Here is a 17627-nt window from a genome sequence, read left to right as displayed (position 1 = left end):
GCGATCGAGGCACGGCCCTTGTGAGTCAGGCTGCTCGGGAGACAGCCTAGGTCTCGGTTTGTGCGAGGCGGCCGAGCCGGGGTTTGGTGGCGGTGGCGGTTCTACGATCTGGCGGGCGTCTAGCTCGTTCGGCGCAGGCGGGTGAACACGACGATCTGTTGCAGATCGGTGTGGGCGATCCGCTCGTCTTTGTGGGGGCTCAACTTGAGCGTGCCATCTGTCTTGATCCACCCGAGAGCGATCTCGCCGTGCAGCGCTATGGCTGTCGTGATCTGCTCGAACGAGACGGAGCTGGTTCGTCCGAGGTACGGGTTTGCGACGAGCTCAATCGTGTAGGGCGTGTCGCCGAGGATGTCGTGGAGGACGTGCTCGAGGTCGGGGTTCATCGCAAGTTGGGCGAGGGTGGTCGCGGTCACGGCGTCGCCGACCACCAGGTCATCGGCGAGGCTCTGCCGAGCAAGATGCTTGTTCTCGCGCTGTCGCAGCTGCGCCACGACCGTGGTGGGGTTGCCATGGATGTCGCCCGCGGGTCGGAGTGAGAGCAAGGTGACGAACGCCGAGGCGTCGGAGGCGGCGGGTGACACGGCATCGTCGGCCAACACGATTGCGTGGTCGAAGTGATCGCGCTCGAGATCGAGCCATGCCTGCACCCCAATCGTCGGGCAGATGAATCGCTGGTCTCCGAAGCTCTCCAGTTTCAAGGGACCTGGCTCAACGGGGTCGCTGGTCACAACGGTGACAGACGAACCCTCCCCGGCGTACTGGTCAAGCACCTCGAGCAGGTGGACTGCTCCCGAGTTCCAGCCCACGACGAGGAGATGCTGGGTCTCGAGCGGCCGTTCGCAGCAGCTCGGGCGTCCGCCCTCAAGCGGCGGGGCGGCCATGTCGATCCCGTCGGTTGATGCGGCCGCGGCCTCGTTTGAGGCGATCAGGATGAGGCTGCTTCCCGCCAACGGCGTCGCCCAGTGAGGCCAGAGGTTCACCTGGCCGCCGGCGGCATCGATCGTTCCGATCGAGACTCGGTCACGCAGCGCTGTGACCGCTTGGCCGAAGGTCGCTACTTCCGGGGGCGCCTCCATCAGGTAGAGCTCCTCGCCGCTGAAGTTCAGGATCTCTTGGAACACCTGGGACAGGCCGGCCCGCCGTGAGACCTGCGCAGCGAGTTCGGTGCGTAGCGCGAGTGAGTCGACGGTGACGATCCGAAAGCCGAATCGGGCAAGGCGGCGTCGGAGCGGATCGACGAGGTCATTGGTCTCTCCGAGAACTTCGATCACGATTGTTGGGTGCTCGTGGGCTTGGCGGTCGTGCGATGGTCCGTCGCAGGCCGCGACGATGGCCATCACCGTCTTGACCGTGTTCGCCAGGCCGTCGGTGGTGTTGTCGTCGAGGATGACGACCGCTCGAGATGTGGCGATCGACGCCAGTCGTCGCAGGTCCCGGGTGTCCCACGTGGTCCCGGACCGCAGCACGGGCCAGTGCGCCCCTCGTGGGCCAAGGTCGTCGTTCTCCTGGAGCTCGTGGCGCATGTCGGCGACGCTGTGATTTGCCAACACGACCATGTCGACGAGTTCGCTGCTGATTCCGCTCTCAGCGAACTCCTCGATGACCTTCGACCCGATGTCGCTCCATCCAAGGAGGACGATGTGATCGGCTCGTGGCGGGATCGGATCCCGCCCTCTTCGGATCCCTTCGACGCGACGTTCAATCCTGTTGTTGACCAGGGAGATCAGCGTGGTGATGAGCAACAGGCCGATGATCGTGATGACCAGTCCGACGATCGCGAATCCGGCGTGATCGTCGGTGATCTGGCCGGGGTCGATGGTTCGGACCAGCGATTGCCAGAAGGCTTCAGGGAACGAGGGTGCGTGGCCGTGCACCGCAAGGTGGAGCATTGTCTCGACAAGGGCAGCGGTGAGTGCCAGCAGCAGTGCAGCGCCGCCGAGCCACACGATGACGTTGATCTGTCCTCGAACGAGCGCGCGGTCAATCCGGTCTTGGACCTGTGCCATCCGCCTGTGTCGCCGCACCCCGCTCACTGCTCGCTACAGCGGGGAGTGGGCCGGCGGTGGGGTGTCGAGGTCGCGGCCGGGCCCGCCCGTGCGGGAGGGCGCAAGTGTGCTCAGGTCATCGAGTCGGATTGGATCCGAGAGGTCGACGCGGATGCTGGCATAGAGCAGGCTCTGGCCGAGGTGAGCTCGCGTGGACGTGTGCGCACCGTCCTCGCTCTCGTCGACCTCGGCCGGGAGCAGAACGATCGGTTGATTCGGCGACGCCGGTTGGTCGACCGATCGCATGAGTGAGGCGGGGAACGGCGCGGCGCGGCGCGTTGGCCGCAGGCCGAGCAGGAAGTCCGACACGGCAGCGCCCGAGAGCCCTTGGGCCATGCCGTCGACCTCGACGGGGCCGAGCACGCTGTCGGGTGAGACGTGCAGGGCTGCGGCGACGACCTGGGTGGCTTGCTCCTCCTGGAGATCGTCGGCGAAGTGTTCCGTAAGGACATCGCGCAAGACGTTGCCTCTGGAGGTGCGGATCTCTTCGCCGGTGTCGGTCGCTCGGCGCAGGATCAGGCCGCTGCCGCTGACATCGTGGTCTGGGTCGACTTGTTCGATCGGGGTGGCCGAGATCGCCGAGTACCGAGTGGTGGAGAGCGAGAGGAGTTGGCTGAGCAGCGTGCTGAGCCAACCGACCGTCATGACCGCCTTCTGCCCTTGGCTGACCGCACCGACGAGCTTCTCGGGCACTGGTGCGGCGCTGGCGAAGAGCGTGGAGCGCGTCGATGGGGCATCACCGAGCCGATCGACCACCGAGAAGATGGGAGGCTCTCCCCACGGCCGGTGGACGAGACCTCCGACGATCTCAGACCAATCGAGGAACTGCCAGTACAGGCTGCAGAAGCGGGTCACTTGCTTGGCGGCGTGGTGAGCGCGCTGTTCGGCGTGGAGCCAAGCCTCGAACGCCCGCTTGCGTCGGTGCTCGTTCTGCGCGAGCTGTCGGGCGATCCGGATGAAGGCAAGGACGAGCACGACGAGGAGAACCAGGCACCCGAGGACGGCGCCGAGAACCGCCTGCCCGCCGCCCCACCAGAGCTTCTGGGTGCCCCACCATGCGCCGACGCTGATGAGGACGGCGGCCACCATGGCAGCGTTGACGTAGCGGCGCAGGCGTTGCCGCAACAACAGATCAGCTTTCCCGTCCTCCAGGCTCGGCGCGCCTTCCGAAAGGATGACCAGAGCGGCCGCCAGCTCGTTCGCAGCTCCAGCGTTGGCGTCGGAGATGGCCTCGCCCAGACGCCACATGAACGAGCGCGATCGTGACGCCACCCACTTGTTGAGGGCTTCGACCCGGGCTCGCGATGGGCTCGGAGCCGTGGAGACCAGTTCGTCTTGGGCGATCAGGCCGACCAGGTGGTTGTTCAGATCGCGCGCCCCGCGTGGATCGCAACCTCGGATGGCCCGGCCCGGGCCGAACTCGTGAGCCGGGAACACGGCAAGGTTGCCGTATGGGGTCGGAGCGATGAGGTTCGGGTCGAGCACTACCTCACGCGCCCGTCCCAGCCGTGGTTCGGAGTAGCCGTCGGGGTATTCGGCCCCGTCAGCGATGCCACAGGAGATCAGGCGCAGGTCGCGCCAGAACGACGGCTCGGCCACTGGGACCTCGGTCCCGCCGAACCGGTGGCTGCGCACCACTTCGTACTGGTCCTCAGCGGAGACTAGGGAGGCCATTCCTCCGGCGGTTTCTCCGCGCAGGGTCAGCACGACGTTGGAGTCGGCTCCGAAGGTTGCTCCTTGGGCGATGGTGACCACGGCCTTAGCCAGCGACCGACGCGCCTCCTCGACTGCCATTGCCGGTAGACCGCGAAGGATCCTGGCGAAGCTGACGAAGAAGAGCTTGATGCCCGCGACCAGACCGAGCTCTGCTGGGGGCTTCGCTGGAGGTGCGGGAAGCGGCACGAACCCGACCTCGTGCTGCTCGACCATTTGCTGGACGCTCGGCCCGATGACGCGCTCAGCTTCCTTGGAGGGCACTGCAGGGGGCGATGCTCCATCGGGGACGGGCCATCCTCCGGAGAGGGAGAGCACCTCGGCCACGATCCTGTCGGCGATCGGTCCGCACTCGACGAACCGGGCCGCGGTGCGGACGATGCGGATTGCGCCGCGTCCTCCGCCACGGAGGTCGCCGGTGGAGCCCGCGAGCGGGCTTTCCTCGGCTGCGTCCCAGATGCCCGTTGCGCTGGCGAGGGCCGCGGCGGCGTGGAGGGCGACATCGACTGGTTTGATCCCGGTTGCGATCTGGTCGTCTGCCATCCGGTCTTCTGGTGCGACGAGCAGGGTGGTGCTCCACCGTTCGTCGAACAGCTGCTCGGGGAACGCCACTCCGACGGCGGGGACGACCATGACCAGGTTCAGCAGGTCGATGTCAGCGATCTCGGCGTTCGACCGAATCGGGTGCACCAGGTCGTAGTCCGCGCCGGCGTCAGGCGCCGCCGCGGCGGTGGCCTCGTTGGGAAGCAGGTAGAGCGAGACCAGTGTCAGCGCCTGGAGTTCGGGCCGGTTGGCGAGCTCGTCGAGGACCTCGACCTCCGACGTGGTGCCGTCTGTCGCAACCAGAACGCCTGACCGTCCGTCGCCGGCGCGGTCGATCCACAGCGAATCGGTGAGCAGCCCCGTCGCCGCCCAGCTCCGGATCACGTCGACGGTCTCCCCTGCTGGCCCCTGGAGGTCAGCCACCGTGATGGTCAGGCGCGAGCTCACAGCGTGCTCATTTCCTTGCCAGCGTCGCGAGAGGCTGCGTTGGCCATCGCCTCGAGGCAGTCGGCTGCTTCGGCGGCGAGCTCATGCACCCGGTGCAGCCCGAAGAACCCCAGAGGCGTCACTGGGCGAGCATCTTCGGTGCGGTACGCCTCGACGCTGTCGTGGAGCAGCTTGATGAGCGAGCTGAGTCGCTCGGCTCGGTCCGTGCCGGTGATGATCGATGACCCGAGCACGTGCGGCGAGGTGCCGGCGGTCAAGAATTCGTCGAGCTCCGGGTTCAGGTAGTTGTACGAGAGCTCCGACTCGGCCACGTCGCTCATGCCCAGCTGGCGCAAGCGACGGTAGGGCTCGAGCGGCCCCTGCTGTCCGGCGGCGGAGAACCGAACCAGAGCGAGCCCGAGCGACTCGAGCACGGCCGCCAGCGGCGACCAGTTGTCTCGACTCGAGATCCGGGCTCCGAGCAACGGCCATCCGAACTCACCGATGCGACCGTCGTCGAGGGTGATGCGGTAGGCCCGGTCGGGATCGGAGAAATCGAGCATGCCGAGGAGCCGAGCGGTGAACCAACCGCGAATCATCGCCTTGCGGACCCCTGCAGGTACCGGCACCGCCTCGCCCAGGGGTCGGGTCCGGCACCACTTCCAGAACCGCTCACCGGCATCGGGACCACCAGTCGCTGCCCAGGCCTGTCCGATCGGTTCCATGAGGGAGCGGTACACCACGGGGTGAGACGGCTCCTCCAGGTAGGAGATGATGCTGATCGAGCCGCCAGACCCCGTGCCGAAGTGCCCGTCGACGTTGGCCGGGTCGACCCTCCGGGCGATGAGCAGTTCTCGTGCCAGTGGCCGCGCCGGGTGCGACTCATCGAAGGGGATCGGCTCGACGATGGTCGCGACGCTCGGCTCGCCCTTGCCGAGGTGGACCTGGCTGTATACGCCGGGGTCGATGAGCACCAGCGGGCTCGAGGCGCGCAGGGCGTTGCCGAACGCAAGGCGGAACTCGGCGAGGCGTTGGGTGTGGTTGATGATCGGGTTGTCCTGGCTGTCACGCTCCGCCAGGTAGTCCGAGAGGCTCTCGTGCAGGTAGCGCTCCATGGCCGTACCGGGGCGACCGACCCATGCTCGGGCCCGTTCCAGCAATGCCTCGATGCTGAAGTCCACCCGGAACGTGGCGGGGGTGCCGCTCATGCCACACACCTTCGGTTGCCACTTCCCGGCGACCTCGTCGCTCGCGGACACGCCGTGGATGATGGCTGGAGGGACCGATTCTCGATCCGTGACGCTGAAGCCGCCGGTGGTCACGTCGTGACGGGCCGCGAGGAGTGCTCCGCCAGCGGCGCGCTCATCGCTGTCGTCGACCGCCCGTCGGATCAGGTCGGTGAACTTCTCCGGGTACTGGGTCACCGGCTCGAGCAGGAACTCGATGTCCGATGGCTGGAGCCACGTCGGCACGGTGTCGCCCTGGGGCCAGCTCTGGATCTCTGGCGGCTCACCGTTCGCCTGCGGGCCGAGGTCGCCCTGCAGCTGGTTCTGCGCCGCCGTGAGCGCGATCAGCAGCGGACGGAGGAACCCGTCGGCGAGCTCGAGCATGCCTTCGACGGCGCGGCGGCGGATCATGCTCTGGGCTGAGGACCAGAGCGGGCCTGCGCCTTGGCGGACGGCATCGACGAGGCCGGGATTGTCACCGGTGATTTGCTGGCGGCCTGCGGGCAGCTGGGCGCTGACAAGGCTGTCCCACTGCGTCGGCTGATCGAACCGCTGTGCCTCGGCGGTGAGCTGGTCAGCGACGCTGCGAAGCTCGGCGATGAGGTTTTCCACCAGTGCACGGGCGACGGGCACGCCGTATTTGGCGGAGTAGGACGAAACCACTGAGGTGACTTGCCCGGAGCTGGTCTCGACCCAGGTTCGTGTCGTGGCGGCGAGCATGGCTTCGACGTTGACCTGGAAGCCCACCCGGTACGGATCGACGGCGCTCATGATCCGGCTCGTCCACACCGTCGGGGCTGCTGCCGATAGCGGGCTGATGTCGTTCAGTACGGACCGCCGGACATGTTGCCAGCTGTCCTCAAGCTCAGCGGGCGTCAGCGCGTCGAGGACCTGGTTGTTCTCATCGCGCTCATGAAGGCCGCACTCGCTGAAGAACCGGACCGAGAGGTGCTCCACGAGACTGCTGAGCGCTTCGGACGGGGTGAGCTCCTTGCCGGGGAACATGTTCTGGGCGGCCCCGAGGTAGCCGGTGGACATGAACTCGCCTGCGTCGCGGACGAGCCGCTTGATGACGTATTCCTCGAAGCGCTCGCGTCCGAGGCCGGCGCGCGCGTAGCCGAACGATGAGATGGGCGCCATGGTGTTCGGGGGGCTGAGGCCCAGCGAATCGGGGTTCCTCTCGGCGGTGCTCTGCCAGTTGACGGTGAGGAAGTTGACGACGTTCTCCCGGACGTTCGAGCCGGCGGCGATCATGGCGAGCGCCTCGCCCATCGCCCGGTAGACCTGCTGCGGGTTGGTGAGCGTCACTCCTCCGAGGTTCATCGAACCGATCAGGAAGGGGTGGGCTGCTCCGCCTTGATGCAGGGGCCGAGGCTCGAGGCCGGCGGCGCGGAGCAGCTCGGTCTGGCGTTGTTCGTTCGACCAGTAGCCGGCGAGCAGCTCGTTCAGCGATGCCAGGGCGTTGGCTTGGACCCCTTCGGTGCCGGCGACCGATGAGAACACGTCGGGGGCATACAGGATGGACAGGGCGTGGTCGCCCCATCCGGGATAGGCGGAACGCAAGATGTCGCAGACATCCAGGAAGCAGCCGGCTCCGGTGCCACCGGCCATCGACGACACCACGATGGCGAGCGGTCCCGGCTTGGTCACCGCCGAGGCTGGTACCGGCCAGCCGAGCGCGGTGGACACCGCATCGAGCTCGGACTGGGCATCCGCGGAGTTGAAGGCCTTCACCGACCGGCCCACCGCGTCGAAGACGTGGTTCATGCGGCGAAGGGTGATGAGACGGCCAAGCGCCCGGTACTGCCCAGCTCCCGCCTGGATGGCCACCTTCACCATGGTCGGGTCAGGCCGCCAGCCGACCATCTCCTGCAGCGCGCCGCGCTCGGCGGCCATGCGCACCAGCGCATCGTCCACGGGGCTGTACGCGACTCCGGGATCGACAAGGTTCACATAGGACTCACCGGGGAGGTACGGCCCGAACTCGGACACGGATCCTTCCTGCTTCGGCGGGACATCGACGTGGATGAACTGGAACGCGTCGGGCATGAAGCCGGGCGGGAAACCCGCTCGACGGAAACGCCGTTCCAGCGCGGCGCGGGCGACGCGAAGCGTCTTGCCACCTGAGCCGCCGCAACCGACGAAGAGTACGGGTCCGAGCATGGTGTTCTCCTGGGGTTACGAGATCAGTCGGGCAGGTCGAAGCCGGGCGGCCCTGCCGGCACATCCAGGTTCGGACCAGGTGTGGCGGGGGTGGGCGTGTCGCCCTTCGACCGGCGGCCGAAGCGGCGTCGGGGCTCTGCTGTTGCGTCATCGCGGAACGGGGTACCCACCGGCCGATCTCCCGGGAGGCTGATCGATCCGGGGCTGCTCTCACCAGGCAGCGGCGGCAACGGCGGAAGCGCTGGGACCGGAGGAACCCGTTGGGCAGGAGGCCCATCGATCGGGCCGTCGTTGACAGGGTCGTTGGCGGTGCCGGCAACGACCAGTGCAGCAAGCGACTTGCGAAGGTCAGGCAGACGCCGGCCGATCTTCTCGGTCATTCGTTCCTGCTGGGCTTGGTACGACTCGTCGGTGAAGAAGCAGACCAATGTTCCGTTGACAGACTCATCGTCGGCACTGTCGAGCGTCAGCACCCACGTGCCGCCCAGACCCAAGCTGACAAAGCCGGCAGTGGCGCCCTTCCGCATCCCACGGTCAGCCACCAGGAGCTGGCCGTCCTGGCTGGTCACCTCCCCGTACACAGCAGAGAACGGGAGGGGTGGCATCCGAGCCGCGAAGCGCAGTCCGGGTGCCTCGAACACCCGCGCCCGCGCCACCTGGACGAGCCGGACCTCTTCGCCGGGAAGCAGCACCGTGCCTCCGTCGGCTCGGACGACATCGTGATCAGTCACCACCACTGGGACCCGGATGCATCGCACGGCGTCTGAAGGCTCAAATCGACGGCTGAGGAAGTTGATCAGGTACAAGATCCCGACCGGGATGGCCAGGCCCAGAAGGATGAGTCCGCCGAGGATGCCAGCTTCCTTCTTGCGGTCGATGGGCCTCGTCATCGTGAACCGGTAGGGCACGACTTCTGTGCGGACCTCACCGGTGGTGGCGTTCTTGAGGCGTACCTGGATCTCGCCGACCACTGCTCCGTTGCCCGTCCCCTTCGGGTCGGCGCTAACGGCCACGCCAATCGCTTGCGAGGCGCGGACCTTGGTGCATCCGGATTCGTCCGATCCGAGCGAGGTGGTGAGCGCGACTGACTTCACCGATTCTGGGGTTGATGTCGCCTTGTCGTCGGAGAGCCACGCGCAGCCGGCCCCGTCCTTGTCGGCTGCCAGCCGCATGGTTCCCTTTGCGATCCCCTCGCCGTCGATGCCGCTCAGGCGGAGCTCACCTCCGGGGATCATGATCTGCGGGAAGCCGGATGGATTGGCCAACGGGATGGCGAAGTCGGTGCCCACCGGCGGGAGGTCCACGCCATAGCTCGTTCGCAGTTGCACCTCGAGGTGGAGCTCGGCGCTTGACCCTTCGAGGTTCTTATCGGGGGTGAAGCGCCCCTTGAAGGTGCCATCTGGTTGTCGATCGAGCGGCACCGCCGATGGCTTGGCTCCCGGAACGGAGATGGTCGCGGTGAGCTGCGAGCCCTCCGTGAACGCAGCCGGTGTGCGGGGCTGACCGGCGGCGTTGACCAGGCGGACCTCGAACGTGCCGGGTTCGCCCTTGCGGAGCTGCGCCGGCTGCACGAGCTCAGCCTGGAGGTCACCGAAGATGTAGATCGCCACCCGGTTGCCGGATGAAGCGCCGGCGCCGGTGGGATCTACGAACGACACCTTCCAGGTGCCGGCCCAGGTCGTCGGCGAGCTCGGCAGGTTTCCAGTGACGAGGACCGCTGTCGAGGACAACCAGGTCCAGTGCAGCGACGCTGCGCTGGCGTCTGCGGTCCCGCTGCCGTCGCGACCCACCGTGACCTGATCGCCGTCGGGCCCGGTGAGCACCACGTTGACGTTCGGGTCCGAGGTGAGGGCGAGGAGGTTGAACTTCGACAGCGAGGCGTCGAGCTTGAACCACTTGGTACCGGCATCACAGGTGACGTCGTCTTGCGGGCAGGTACCGATGTCCTCCAGGCCGGGGGGGACGGGCGGCTGAGCGGTCGATACCTCGAGAAGGGCGGCGATCAGGGAATCGACGTTCGCCGCCGCCAGGTAGGCGCCAGAGGTCCGTGCGTCTTTCCCGGGGGTGCCACAGGTGGTGGATCCGGATTGGCCCGAGGCGATCGACCGCAGGAGGTCGCGGTCCACCGGTTCGATCTGGGTCTCAAGCGCCACGACGGCAGTGAAGATCTCGCTGGTCCGGCCTTGATCCACGATGCCGCCCGGATCGCAGAGCCGCTTCTTTCCCAGCTCGACGAGCTGGTGGCCCGAGCCTGAGGTGGTGAGATCTGCCTCGGGAGCCCACGGCTTCGATGTGCCGTGCTTGCGTTGTTGGGTGTCGGTGAGCCTGTCCTCGATGTCGAACTTGCCATCGGTGAAGACCATGACCATGCGACACACCGGGTTCTGGCCATCGGGGTCCATCCGGATCGCCTGCTCGTTGACTGCGTGTTGCGCACCTTCGAACGCAGCGACGTAGTCGGTGTCGAAGCCTTGGTCGTGGTCTGCGAACCCTTGCGCCTTGTTGCGCAGGTCCTTGAGGCTCCCAGTCGTGAGCGCCGTGAAGGGCGCAACGCTTTGGTAGCCCTCGTCGAAGCCTGCGATGCCGACGGAGACCTCCTTGCCAGCTTCGCCTGCGGTGAGCTCGGTCAGGCCGGAGATGGCGGCTTCGAGACCCGTGACGCGAGTGTCGCCGGGATCGGTATCGCGGAGGCTGCCCGACTGATCGATGACGAGCAGGGCGGCGAGCCGCCCTTGGTTGCGGAGGCAATCGGCGAGCGGACGCAGCTGCGATTCAGATGCAGCGGGAGCCTGCTGGGCCTGTGCCGGGGCCGCCGGCGTGAGCGATGCCAGTGCGCAGAGGCCCGCCGCGAGGAGAAGGGCCGCTCGGCGCATCAGATTGCTGCTCCATGAGCCACGGCGTACGCGTGGACCATGGCGGACGCGAGCCCCACCAGGAGCAGCGCCATCGCGATGCGGTCTGCGATCGGCGACGGCGAGTACCAAGGACTAGCGCTGGCCCGCCGGTCTCCCAGCCGGTAGAGCGCAACGAGCAAGATCGTGACGATGCTCCCGAAGGCCCAGCCCAGCAGGTGCGCCAGGTCGCCGCTCCCGAACAGGAGAAGCAGCGACACCGCCGCCGTTCCGCCCGCGGCAATCAGTATCCACACAGGGGCAGCCGCGCGCTGTATCCGTCCCTCGCCCGCCATCGGTTCCACCACGATCCAGACCATACCTGAACTTGAGGTAGTCCCCGAGTGAACACTCGGTTACCGAATCGGGGCCGCTACTCTGCGGCTCACCCAACGGGCGGTCGAAATCAGGGTGGCGGGGCGTGTACGCAGCAGCAATCTCGAGATCCAACCCGGCATGCATCATCCTGCTCGTGGATCAATCCGCCTCCATGGGGGACCCGCTCGGCGACCCTGACGAGTTCGGTCGTGTTCGCTTCAAGAGCGACCTCGTCGCAGAGGTCGTCAACGACATGCTCTACGAACTGTGCATTCGATGCGCGAAGGCAAGGGGTACCGAGGACTACTTCGAGGTCGCCGTCGTCGGGTACGGCTCGCATGTGTCATCGGCGTTCGCCGGGCATCTGGAGGGCATGGACCTCGTACCGATCTCCTCCATCGCCGCGCACCCATTCCGTATCGAGGAGCATGTCGAGCGGCTCGGCGATGCCGCAATGCCACGGCGGGTCCCCATCTGGGTGCAGCCAAAGGCTGATGGTGGAACACGGATGTGCCTGGCCCTGCAGTTCGCTGCGTCTCTCGCCCAGCGGTTCATCCGGCTGCACCCGGACTCCTTTCCGCCGATCGTGCTGAATGTGACCGACGGCGATGCCACCGATGGCGACCCGATGGATGCGGCAGCGGCGGTGACCGGGCTCGGTGGCCGAGATGGCGCCGCCTTGCTCTTCAACCTTCACCTCGGCTCGTCGGCGGCCCAGTCCCGGGTGTTCCCCGATCGGGAGGATCGGCTTCCGGATAGTGCCGCGCGATCCTTGTTCCGGGCGAGCTCGGTGCTGCCGAGCCCGATGCGCGTGCTCGCGTCTGCCTCGGGCTTCGATGTCGATGACCGATCGCGAGGGTTCGCCTACAACGCGGACCTGGTCACCCTGGTGAAGTTCCTCGATATCGGCACTCGGGCACTCGACCTCCGATGAGTACACGTCGGGTCACCGTCTCCGCAGCGATGGCTCCCAAGAGCGGCCGGGCCGACGACGAGTGCGAGGACGCTGCGCAGGCCGCCATGCTGCGCGCCCCCTGGCCGGAACAGGAGCTCGAGATCCCTGTGCGAGTCGCGATCGCCGACGGGGCCACTGAGTCGCTGCTGGGGGGTCAGTGGGCAGGTCTGCTCTGCCACCATTTCTGTGCTGATCCGGTTGGGGCTGGACTGTCAGACGCGCTCGCCGCCGCGCGTCGGGGTTGGCCGCAGCACCTCGTCGACTTCCGTCGTCGGCATGGGGAGGATGGTCTCTCGTGGCTCGAGGAGGGCGCACTCGCCCGCGGGACCTTCGCCACCGTCGTGGGGATGGAGTTGGTTGAGGGTTCGGTGCGGGCGTGGGCGGTGGGCGATTCGTGCCTGCTGGTCCGCCGCGGACCGCGGTTGCGGGCTTCGTTTCCGGTCACCAGCGCACAGGAACTCAGCTCGTTCCCCGATCTGGTGCGAGCCGAAGGCGCGATCGATCTGTCCGACCTTCCCACGCTCAACACCTGGGAGGGCCGGGTCGAGGCCGGTGACGTCCTGTACCTCGTGACCGACGCGGTAGCGGGGTGGGCGCTCGCTACCCGAGAAGCTGGCGAGGACCCCCTCGGTGCCCTCGACCGGTCGGTCGACGGCGGCCGTGCCGGCATGTCGGCGTGGTTGGAGCGGGAGCGGCGTGACGGGCGCATGAAAGACGACGACAGCACCATCGTGCGGGTTGCCGTGCACTGATGGACCTCAGCTGGCCCACCCGCGTCGACCTCACCACCGGCATTGCGAACCGACGCGACACGCTTCTGGACCCTCAGCTGGCCGCCACGGACATTCGAACCGACACCTTCGATCTTCCCCAGGCGCTCTCGGGTGCGAACGCGGTCGTGTTCGAGGCCACGTCGGGTGAGGGCCGCTGGGCAGTGAAGTGCTTCATCCAGCCGGGGCTCGAGCGGGCTGTTCGGTATCAGGCGATCGCGTCCACGCTGGACCGCCTCGGTGCGCGCTGGAGCCGAAGCGTCGAGCTCCAGCCCCATGGGATCCGCCTTCCCTCCGGTGAGTGGCCGCTGCTGAAGATGGAGTGGGCGGACGGAGATGACCTCTTGGAGTGGCTCCGGTCGAACCTGTGGGATCAGGCTCGGGTCGCCGCGGTCGCTGCCCGGTTCGCCACGGTCGTCAGTGAGCTCGAGGCAGTCGGAATCGCCCACGGCGACCTCCAGCACGGCAACATCCTCGTGACGGAGGACGACGAGTTGGTCCTCGTCGACTACGACGGCATGTACGTCCCTGCGCTCGCCGCGGCCGGACCGTGCGAATCCGGACATCCCGCGTACCAACCCCCCGGGCGATCCGCCGTCTGGGGCCCGACGATAGATCGGTACTCCGCCTGGATCATCTACGGATCGCTTGTGGCCGTGGCGTGGGATCCAAGCCTCCTGTTCGGCCCCGATGGAGCGGGAGACGACCGGCTGCTGCTCGGTGAACGCGATCACGTCGATCTGACGTCCTCGCCGATCATCGAGTCACTGGCAGCGCACCGCTTGCCAACCGTTCGAGCTGTGGCGGAACAGCTGCGCACCGTCGGCCGGGTGGCAGCGGAGGATCTGCGACCTCTCGACCCCGGTGCCTTCCCCAGCTTCGAGGGGATCGGGGGGCCTGGCATGGCGTTTATCGACATCGATCTGGGCCAGCTCGACGCGGATGTCGAGGTCACGCTCCCCACGTCCGATCCGTCACCCGGTACCGGCAGCCACGGTCCGCTGGCGGTCGAGGCAGATCCATGGCTGCTGCGGCTCACCCTCCGATTGGTGGCGGTGGCCGCTGCGGCCTCGGTGCTCGTCGTCGGGCCGTTGGCCCTGCTGGGTGGAGCGGCGCTGATCAGCGTTGCGGGATCGCTCTCGTACCTGGCGAGCCGCGCTCACCGGGATCTTGCCCAGGAGCGCATGGCACGTCGGGAGGCCGCGTCTCGTCGGGTCACCTGCGTACAGGCAGCGGCTGCCGCCGACGCGAAGGTGCGCGGCACGCTCGAAGCCGGGCGGCGGGAACGGGACGAGCTGCTTGCGCGGAGAGCTGACGTCAGGCGTTGGTGCGAGGAGGCCAAGGCGGCAATTGACGAGCGGGAACGCGCTGGGATCGAGGAGGTGCTCGCCTCGCGTCGAGACCTCCTGATCCGCCTTCGGGACCAGGCGACACATGAGGTGTTGGCAGCGCAACAGCGCCGCCAGGCCGAGGCGTTCGCCGCGGCGTGGATCGCCGATGCTCGTCTGTCGGGGATCGACGCGGCGCTGGTGGCTGCACTGGCCGGCGTGGGTGTCGTCACGGCGGCGGACGTCACCTGGGGGTCGGCGCGACCGGACCGCCCGATACGGGTCGGTCGGGGACGCGGCCGTGGATCGACAGTGGAACTGAGCCCGGCCCAGGCCCGGGTGCTGGGGCTATGGAGGACCGAGGTCGATCCCACGTTGTGGGGCACCGACCCTGCGCTGCTTCGCGACCAGTTGGAGACGGCATCGGCAATGACCGATCCGTTGATCGAGCTGGCCGAGCGTGAGACCGACGTCCGGACGAAGGCTGCGGCCGCTCGGAGGCACCTCGATGTCGAAGCCGCTCGGGATGTTGCCGAGATCAGTGCTCGGATCGACGAGCTTCGGGTGCGGGTGACGACGGCAGCCCAGTCGGCGGCCCAGGACCGCACCACGGCACGCGCTGTAGCGGCGGCGGCTCGCCGTACGGAGCGGGAGGCAGGGGCGGCCTTCGATCGGGCCGGCGCTCACGGCTGGTCGTGGTGGATGCTGCGGCTGCTTTGGAAGCCCGATGACGAGTCAGCGCAGCAGCGCGACGGCGAGAACCAACACGAGGAGGTATGAGACGACCACCATGTAGGTGGCCTTCTGGAGTCGAGCGCTCAGGTCGTCAACCGCTCGATTGAGATCGTGCAACCGGCCCGCTTTGAGCTGTGGGTTGACAAGCTCGGCCCACTGGTCTCCCAGCTGGCGCATCACGTTGAGTTGGCCTCTCAGCGACTCCTCGATCTCGAGCATCCGAGATCCCGAGTCGAGCCGACGAAGCGCCTCCATCTCACGACGTAGGCCTTCGGTCGCCTCGAGCAGGCGATCGACATCATCCGGCTTGAGCAGCCGCGGCTCGATGTTGACCAGGCGGTCCTCGATCCGGCCGAGCTGCGTGCCCAGACCGGCATCGTCGGCACGGTTCGACGGTCGATCAGGCGTGGTCATGTCGACCTCAGCATTCGGATGCGGCCGGGAGCCGGGGCTCACCCGGTCCGACGAGCGGATAGATGTTGAGCTCGATCGAGCCGTCGGCGAACTGGCCCTTGCCCGACCCCCAAAACAGCCGGCGGGCCGAGCCGACGAATGGACCCGACACCTTCGGGATCACCAGATCGTTGAACAGTTGCGCGTATCGCTTCCCGGGCCCAGGGTCGCCGGCCACCCCAAAGATCAACACGATGCCCGCCCTGCGATCCTTGAGTCCGACGGCCTCGAGCTTCTGTTGGACTTCTGCAGCCACCCGGTCCACCTCAGCGGACCCGGCCGTGACCTGTCCCGGGTTGGTCTGGACCCTGATGCAGATGTAGTTGGCATCGACGCTCGGTGGAGCTTGGGGCTTCGTGGTGGTGGTCGTCGGCGGCGCGGTGGTCGTGGTCGAGGTGGTGGTCGTCGCCTGTGGCTTGGGCTCGGCGCCCGCCCGCGGGTCGCCGGGCTGGGTGGCGAGGAAGACCACGACGAGAGCAAGCATCAGGTCGGCGAACACCCAGCCCACAAGGCCCATCGGATCGGCACCCGCACGCTCCGGTCGGAGCTTCACTGGCCGCTGCTGCCCTTGTGCCAGAAGCGCAGGCGACGGAGGCCCTTGGGTTTCGCCGCTCGACGGCGCTCGGCCTGTTCCAGAACATCGGCGAAGGCAAGGGCTTGGCCGTCGATGACCTCCTGCAGGTGCTGGACGACACGCTGCAGCTCGTTTGGCAAAGCCTCGATATCGCTGCCGATCGCCCGGGATACGGAATCCGCGACCTCCCTCGCCTCTCCAGCCGCCTTGCTCATGTCCTTGGCAGACGAGCCCGATTGCTGGAGGATCTCATCAAGCTGAACGTTGTAGGCGTCGAGCTTGGTGACGAGCGAGGAGACTTCGACCAGCTTGTCCGTTGCTGCGGTGAACGCGTCGGAGGTCCGGGTGGCCGCTTCGACCATATGGTCCGAGGCATTCGAGCCGGCACTGAAGTCCCGTCCGATGCCTTGCGCGGCGAGCACGAGGCTGTCGGTGCTTGAGCTCATGGAAGCTCCGCTCTCCGCGAGCTTGCCGACGCTGGTGGCGACGGCTCGGGCCAGGTCGACATCGTTCGATGCGATCCCGCGCAACTCCACCCGGGTCTGGTCGAGCACAGTCTCCACCGAACGCAGCCCGACGCTGAACTCACCCGCGGCACCGACGAGTCGTTCGGCCACGTCGCCGACCTGTCCGAGGACGCCGGTGGCGTCCTCGAGCACCTTTCGCGCTTCGGAGGCCACCGACACCAAGCGGGCCTCGGTCGATTCCATGCGCTTAGCAACGGTGGTCATGGTGTCGTTGAAGTGCGACGGCGAGTCCAGCGAATCCCGAGCCAGGAGCACGGCAACCTGGGCGAGCGCCGCGCGCAGCTTGTTGCGAACCTGAGCTTCGCTCTCTGGGATATCGACCTCGAGGCGGTGACGGCGAGACGCCACCCGGATGCTGAGGGCGATCACCACTCCGATGGCGATGAAGTCGAGGAGACCGATGAATGAGAAGGTCGGGACCCACCAGGGCGCGGTGTGGTCGAATCCCTGCTCCCATAGCTGGATGAACGGGCGGCGTGCCGCGGTCGCATCTTGGTCGAGGCGCCGCCCATAGGCCCACGTGGCGGTGGCGATCCCGTACCAAGTGATGAGCAGGGGGGCGAGAATCGAGATGTTCCGGGCGTTCTCTGCGTGGATTACCCGGCGCCCCGCCCAGTCGGACAACGGATCGACGACGGAGTCATCAGAGAACACCAGCCCGAGATCGACGCGCGCCCAAGCCTGAGCATCGGCGGACCCGAGCGCCTGGGACACCTGCGCCAACGCATCCTTGCGCTGGACCAGATAGGGACTGTCGATGAGCTCGGCGAGGAGCTCACGGGTTGATGCGACATCGGGTCCCGATGGACGCAGCTCACCGCGCTCCGCGACGTACCCGTACGTAGATGTCTGCGCATCCGTGATCGCCATAGCCCCCACCCTCGCCCTGTCCTCGTCCTCGTGCGTCAAGCGCGCCGGGACGGCGACAGCACTCTATTACGGAACCTCCGAGTCCCT

Annotated in this window: 11 protein-coding genes; 3 read left to right on the top strand and 8 right to left on the bottom strand. The window is 67.3% G+C overall.

Features of this window, described 5'->3' with window-relative positions; all coding sequences use genetic code 11:
- Positions 1–119 precede the first annotated feature (119 nt).
- The 5 genes from ACPPVX_RS14885 to ACPPVX_RS14865 are packed head-to-tail and all read right to left on the bottom strand — an operon-like array spanning position 120 to position 11231.
- Complete coding sequence (locus tag ACPPVX_RS14885; protein WP_426571349.1) at positions 120–2009, bottom strand: CASTOR/POLLUX-related putative ion channel; 1890 nt, start codon at positions 2007–2009, stop codon at positions 120–122.
- 33 nt (positions 2010–2042) lie between these two features.
- A complete protein-coding gene (locus tag ACPPVX_RS14880; RefSeq protein WP_426571348.1) occupies positions 2043–4751 on the bottom strand; it encodes a hypothetical protein in 2709 nt (902 codons plus the stop codon).
- Positions 4748–8119 (bottom strand): tubulin-like doman-containing protein, encoded by a 3372-nt coding sequence (locus ACPPVX_RS14875; protein ID WP_426571347.1) that lies wholly within the window; start codon positions 8117–8119, stop codon positions 4748–4750. The genes ACPPVX_RS14880 and ACPPVX_RS14875 overlap by 4 nt, the downstream gene beginning before the upstream one ends.
- Positions 8120–8142: 23 nt before the next feature.
- On the bottom strand, positions 8143–10992 hold the full coding sequence (locus ACPPVX_RS14870; protein ID WP_426571346.1) for a vWA domain-containing protein: 2850 nt from the start codon (positions 10990–10992) through the stop codon (positions 8143–8145).
- A complete protein-coding gene (locus tag ACPPVX_RS14865; protein WP_426571345.1) occupies positions 10992–11231 on the bottom strand; it encodes a hypothetical protein in 240 nt (79 codons plus the stop codon). Before ACPPVX_RS14865 ends, ACPPVX_RS14870 begins: the two co-directional genes overlap by 1 nt.
- Positions 11232–11431: 200 nt before the next feature.
- Here ACPPVX_RS14865 and ACPPVX_RS14860 point away from each other — a divergent pair, with 200 nt between their 5' ends.
- Genes ACPPVX_RS14860 through ACPPVX_RS14850 form a run of 3 tightly spaced genes read left to right on the top strand, consistent with a single transcriptional unit; the run spans position 11432 to position 15161 of the window.
- Positions 11432–12262 carry a vWA domain-containing protein gene (locus tag ACPPVX_RS14860; protein WP_426571344.1) on the top strand — a complete coding sequence of 277 codons (831 nt, stop codon included), beginning with the start codon at positions 11432–11434 and terminating at the stop codon, positions 12260–12262.
- 29 nt (positions 12263–12291) lie between these two features.
- Positions 12292–13035, top strand: coding sequence for a hypothetical protein (locus ACPPVX_RS14855; protein WP_426571343.1), 744 nt, complete (start codon positions 12292–12294; stop codon positions 13033–13035).
- Entirely contained in the window at positions 13035–15161 is a 2127-nt protein-coding gene (locus ACPPVX_RS14850; protein ID WP_426571342.1) for a hypothetical protein, read from the top strand. The genes ACPPVX_RS14855 and ACPPVX_RS14850 overlap by 1 nt, the downstream gene beginning before the upstream one ends.
- Here ACPPVX_RS14850 and ACPPVX_RS14845 read toward each other — a convergent pair.
- The 3 genes from ACPPVX_RS14845 to ACPPVX_RS14835 are packed head-to-tail and all read right to left on the bottom strand — an operon-like array spanning position 15117 to position 17540.
- Entirely contained in the window at positions 15117–15530 is a 414-nt protein-coding gene (locus ACPPVX_RS14845) for a hypothetical protein (protein ID WP_426571341.1), read from the bottom strand. The genes ACPPVX_RS14850 and ACPPVX_RS14845 overlap by 45 nt on opposite strands.
- A gap of 7 nt (positions 15531–15537) precedes the next feature.
- Positions 15538–16122 carry a hypothetical protein gene (locus tag ACPPVX_RS14840; protein WP_426571340.1) on the bottom strand — a complete coding sequence of 195 codons (585 nt, stop codon included), beginning with the start codon at positions 16120–16122 and terminating at the stop codon, positions 15538–15540.
- Complete coding sequence (locus ACPPVX_RS14835; protein ID WP_426571339.1) at positions 16119–17540, bottom strand: hypothetical protein; 1422 nt, start codon at positions 17538–17540, stop codon at positions 16119–16121. The genes ACPPVX_RS14840 and ACPPVX_RS14835 overlap by 4 nt, the downstream gene beginning before the upstream one ends.
- Positions 17541–17627: the final 87 nt, after the last annotated feature.

The organism is Aquihabitans sp. McL0605 (assembly GCF_049993875.1).
In the GTDB taxonomy this organism is placed as follows: Bacteria; Actinomycetota; Acidimicrobiia; order Acidimicrobiales; family Iamiaceae; genus Aquihabitans.
Note: the sequence above shows the minus strand (reverse complement) of the source record. Positions and strands in the feature narration are given on the sequence as shown.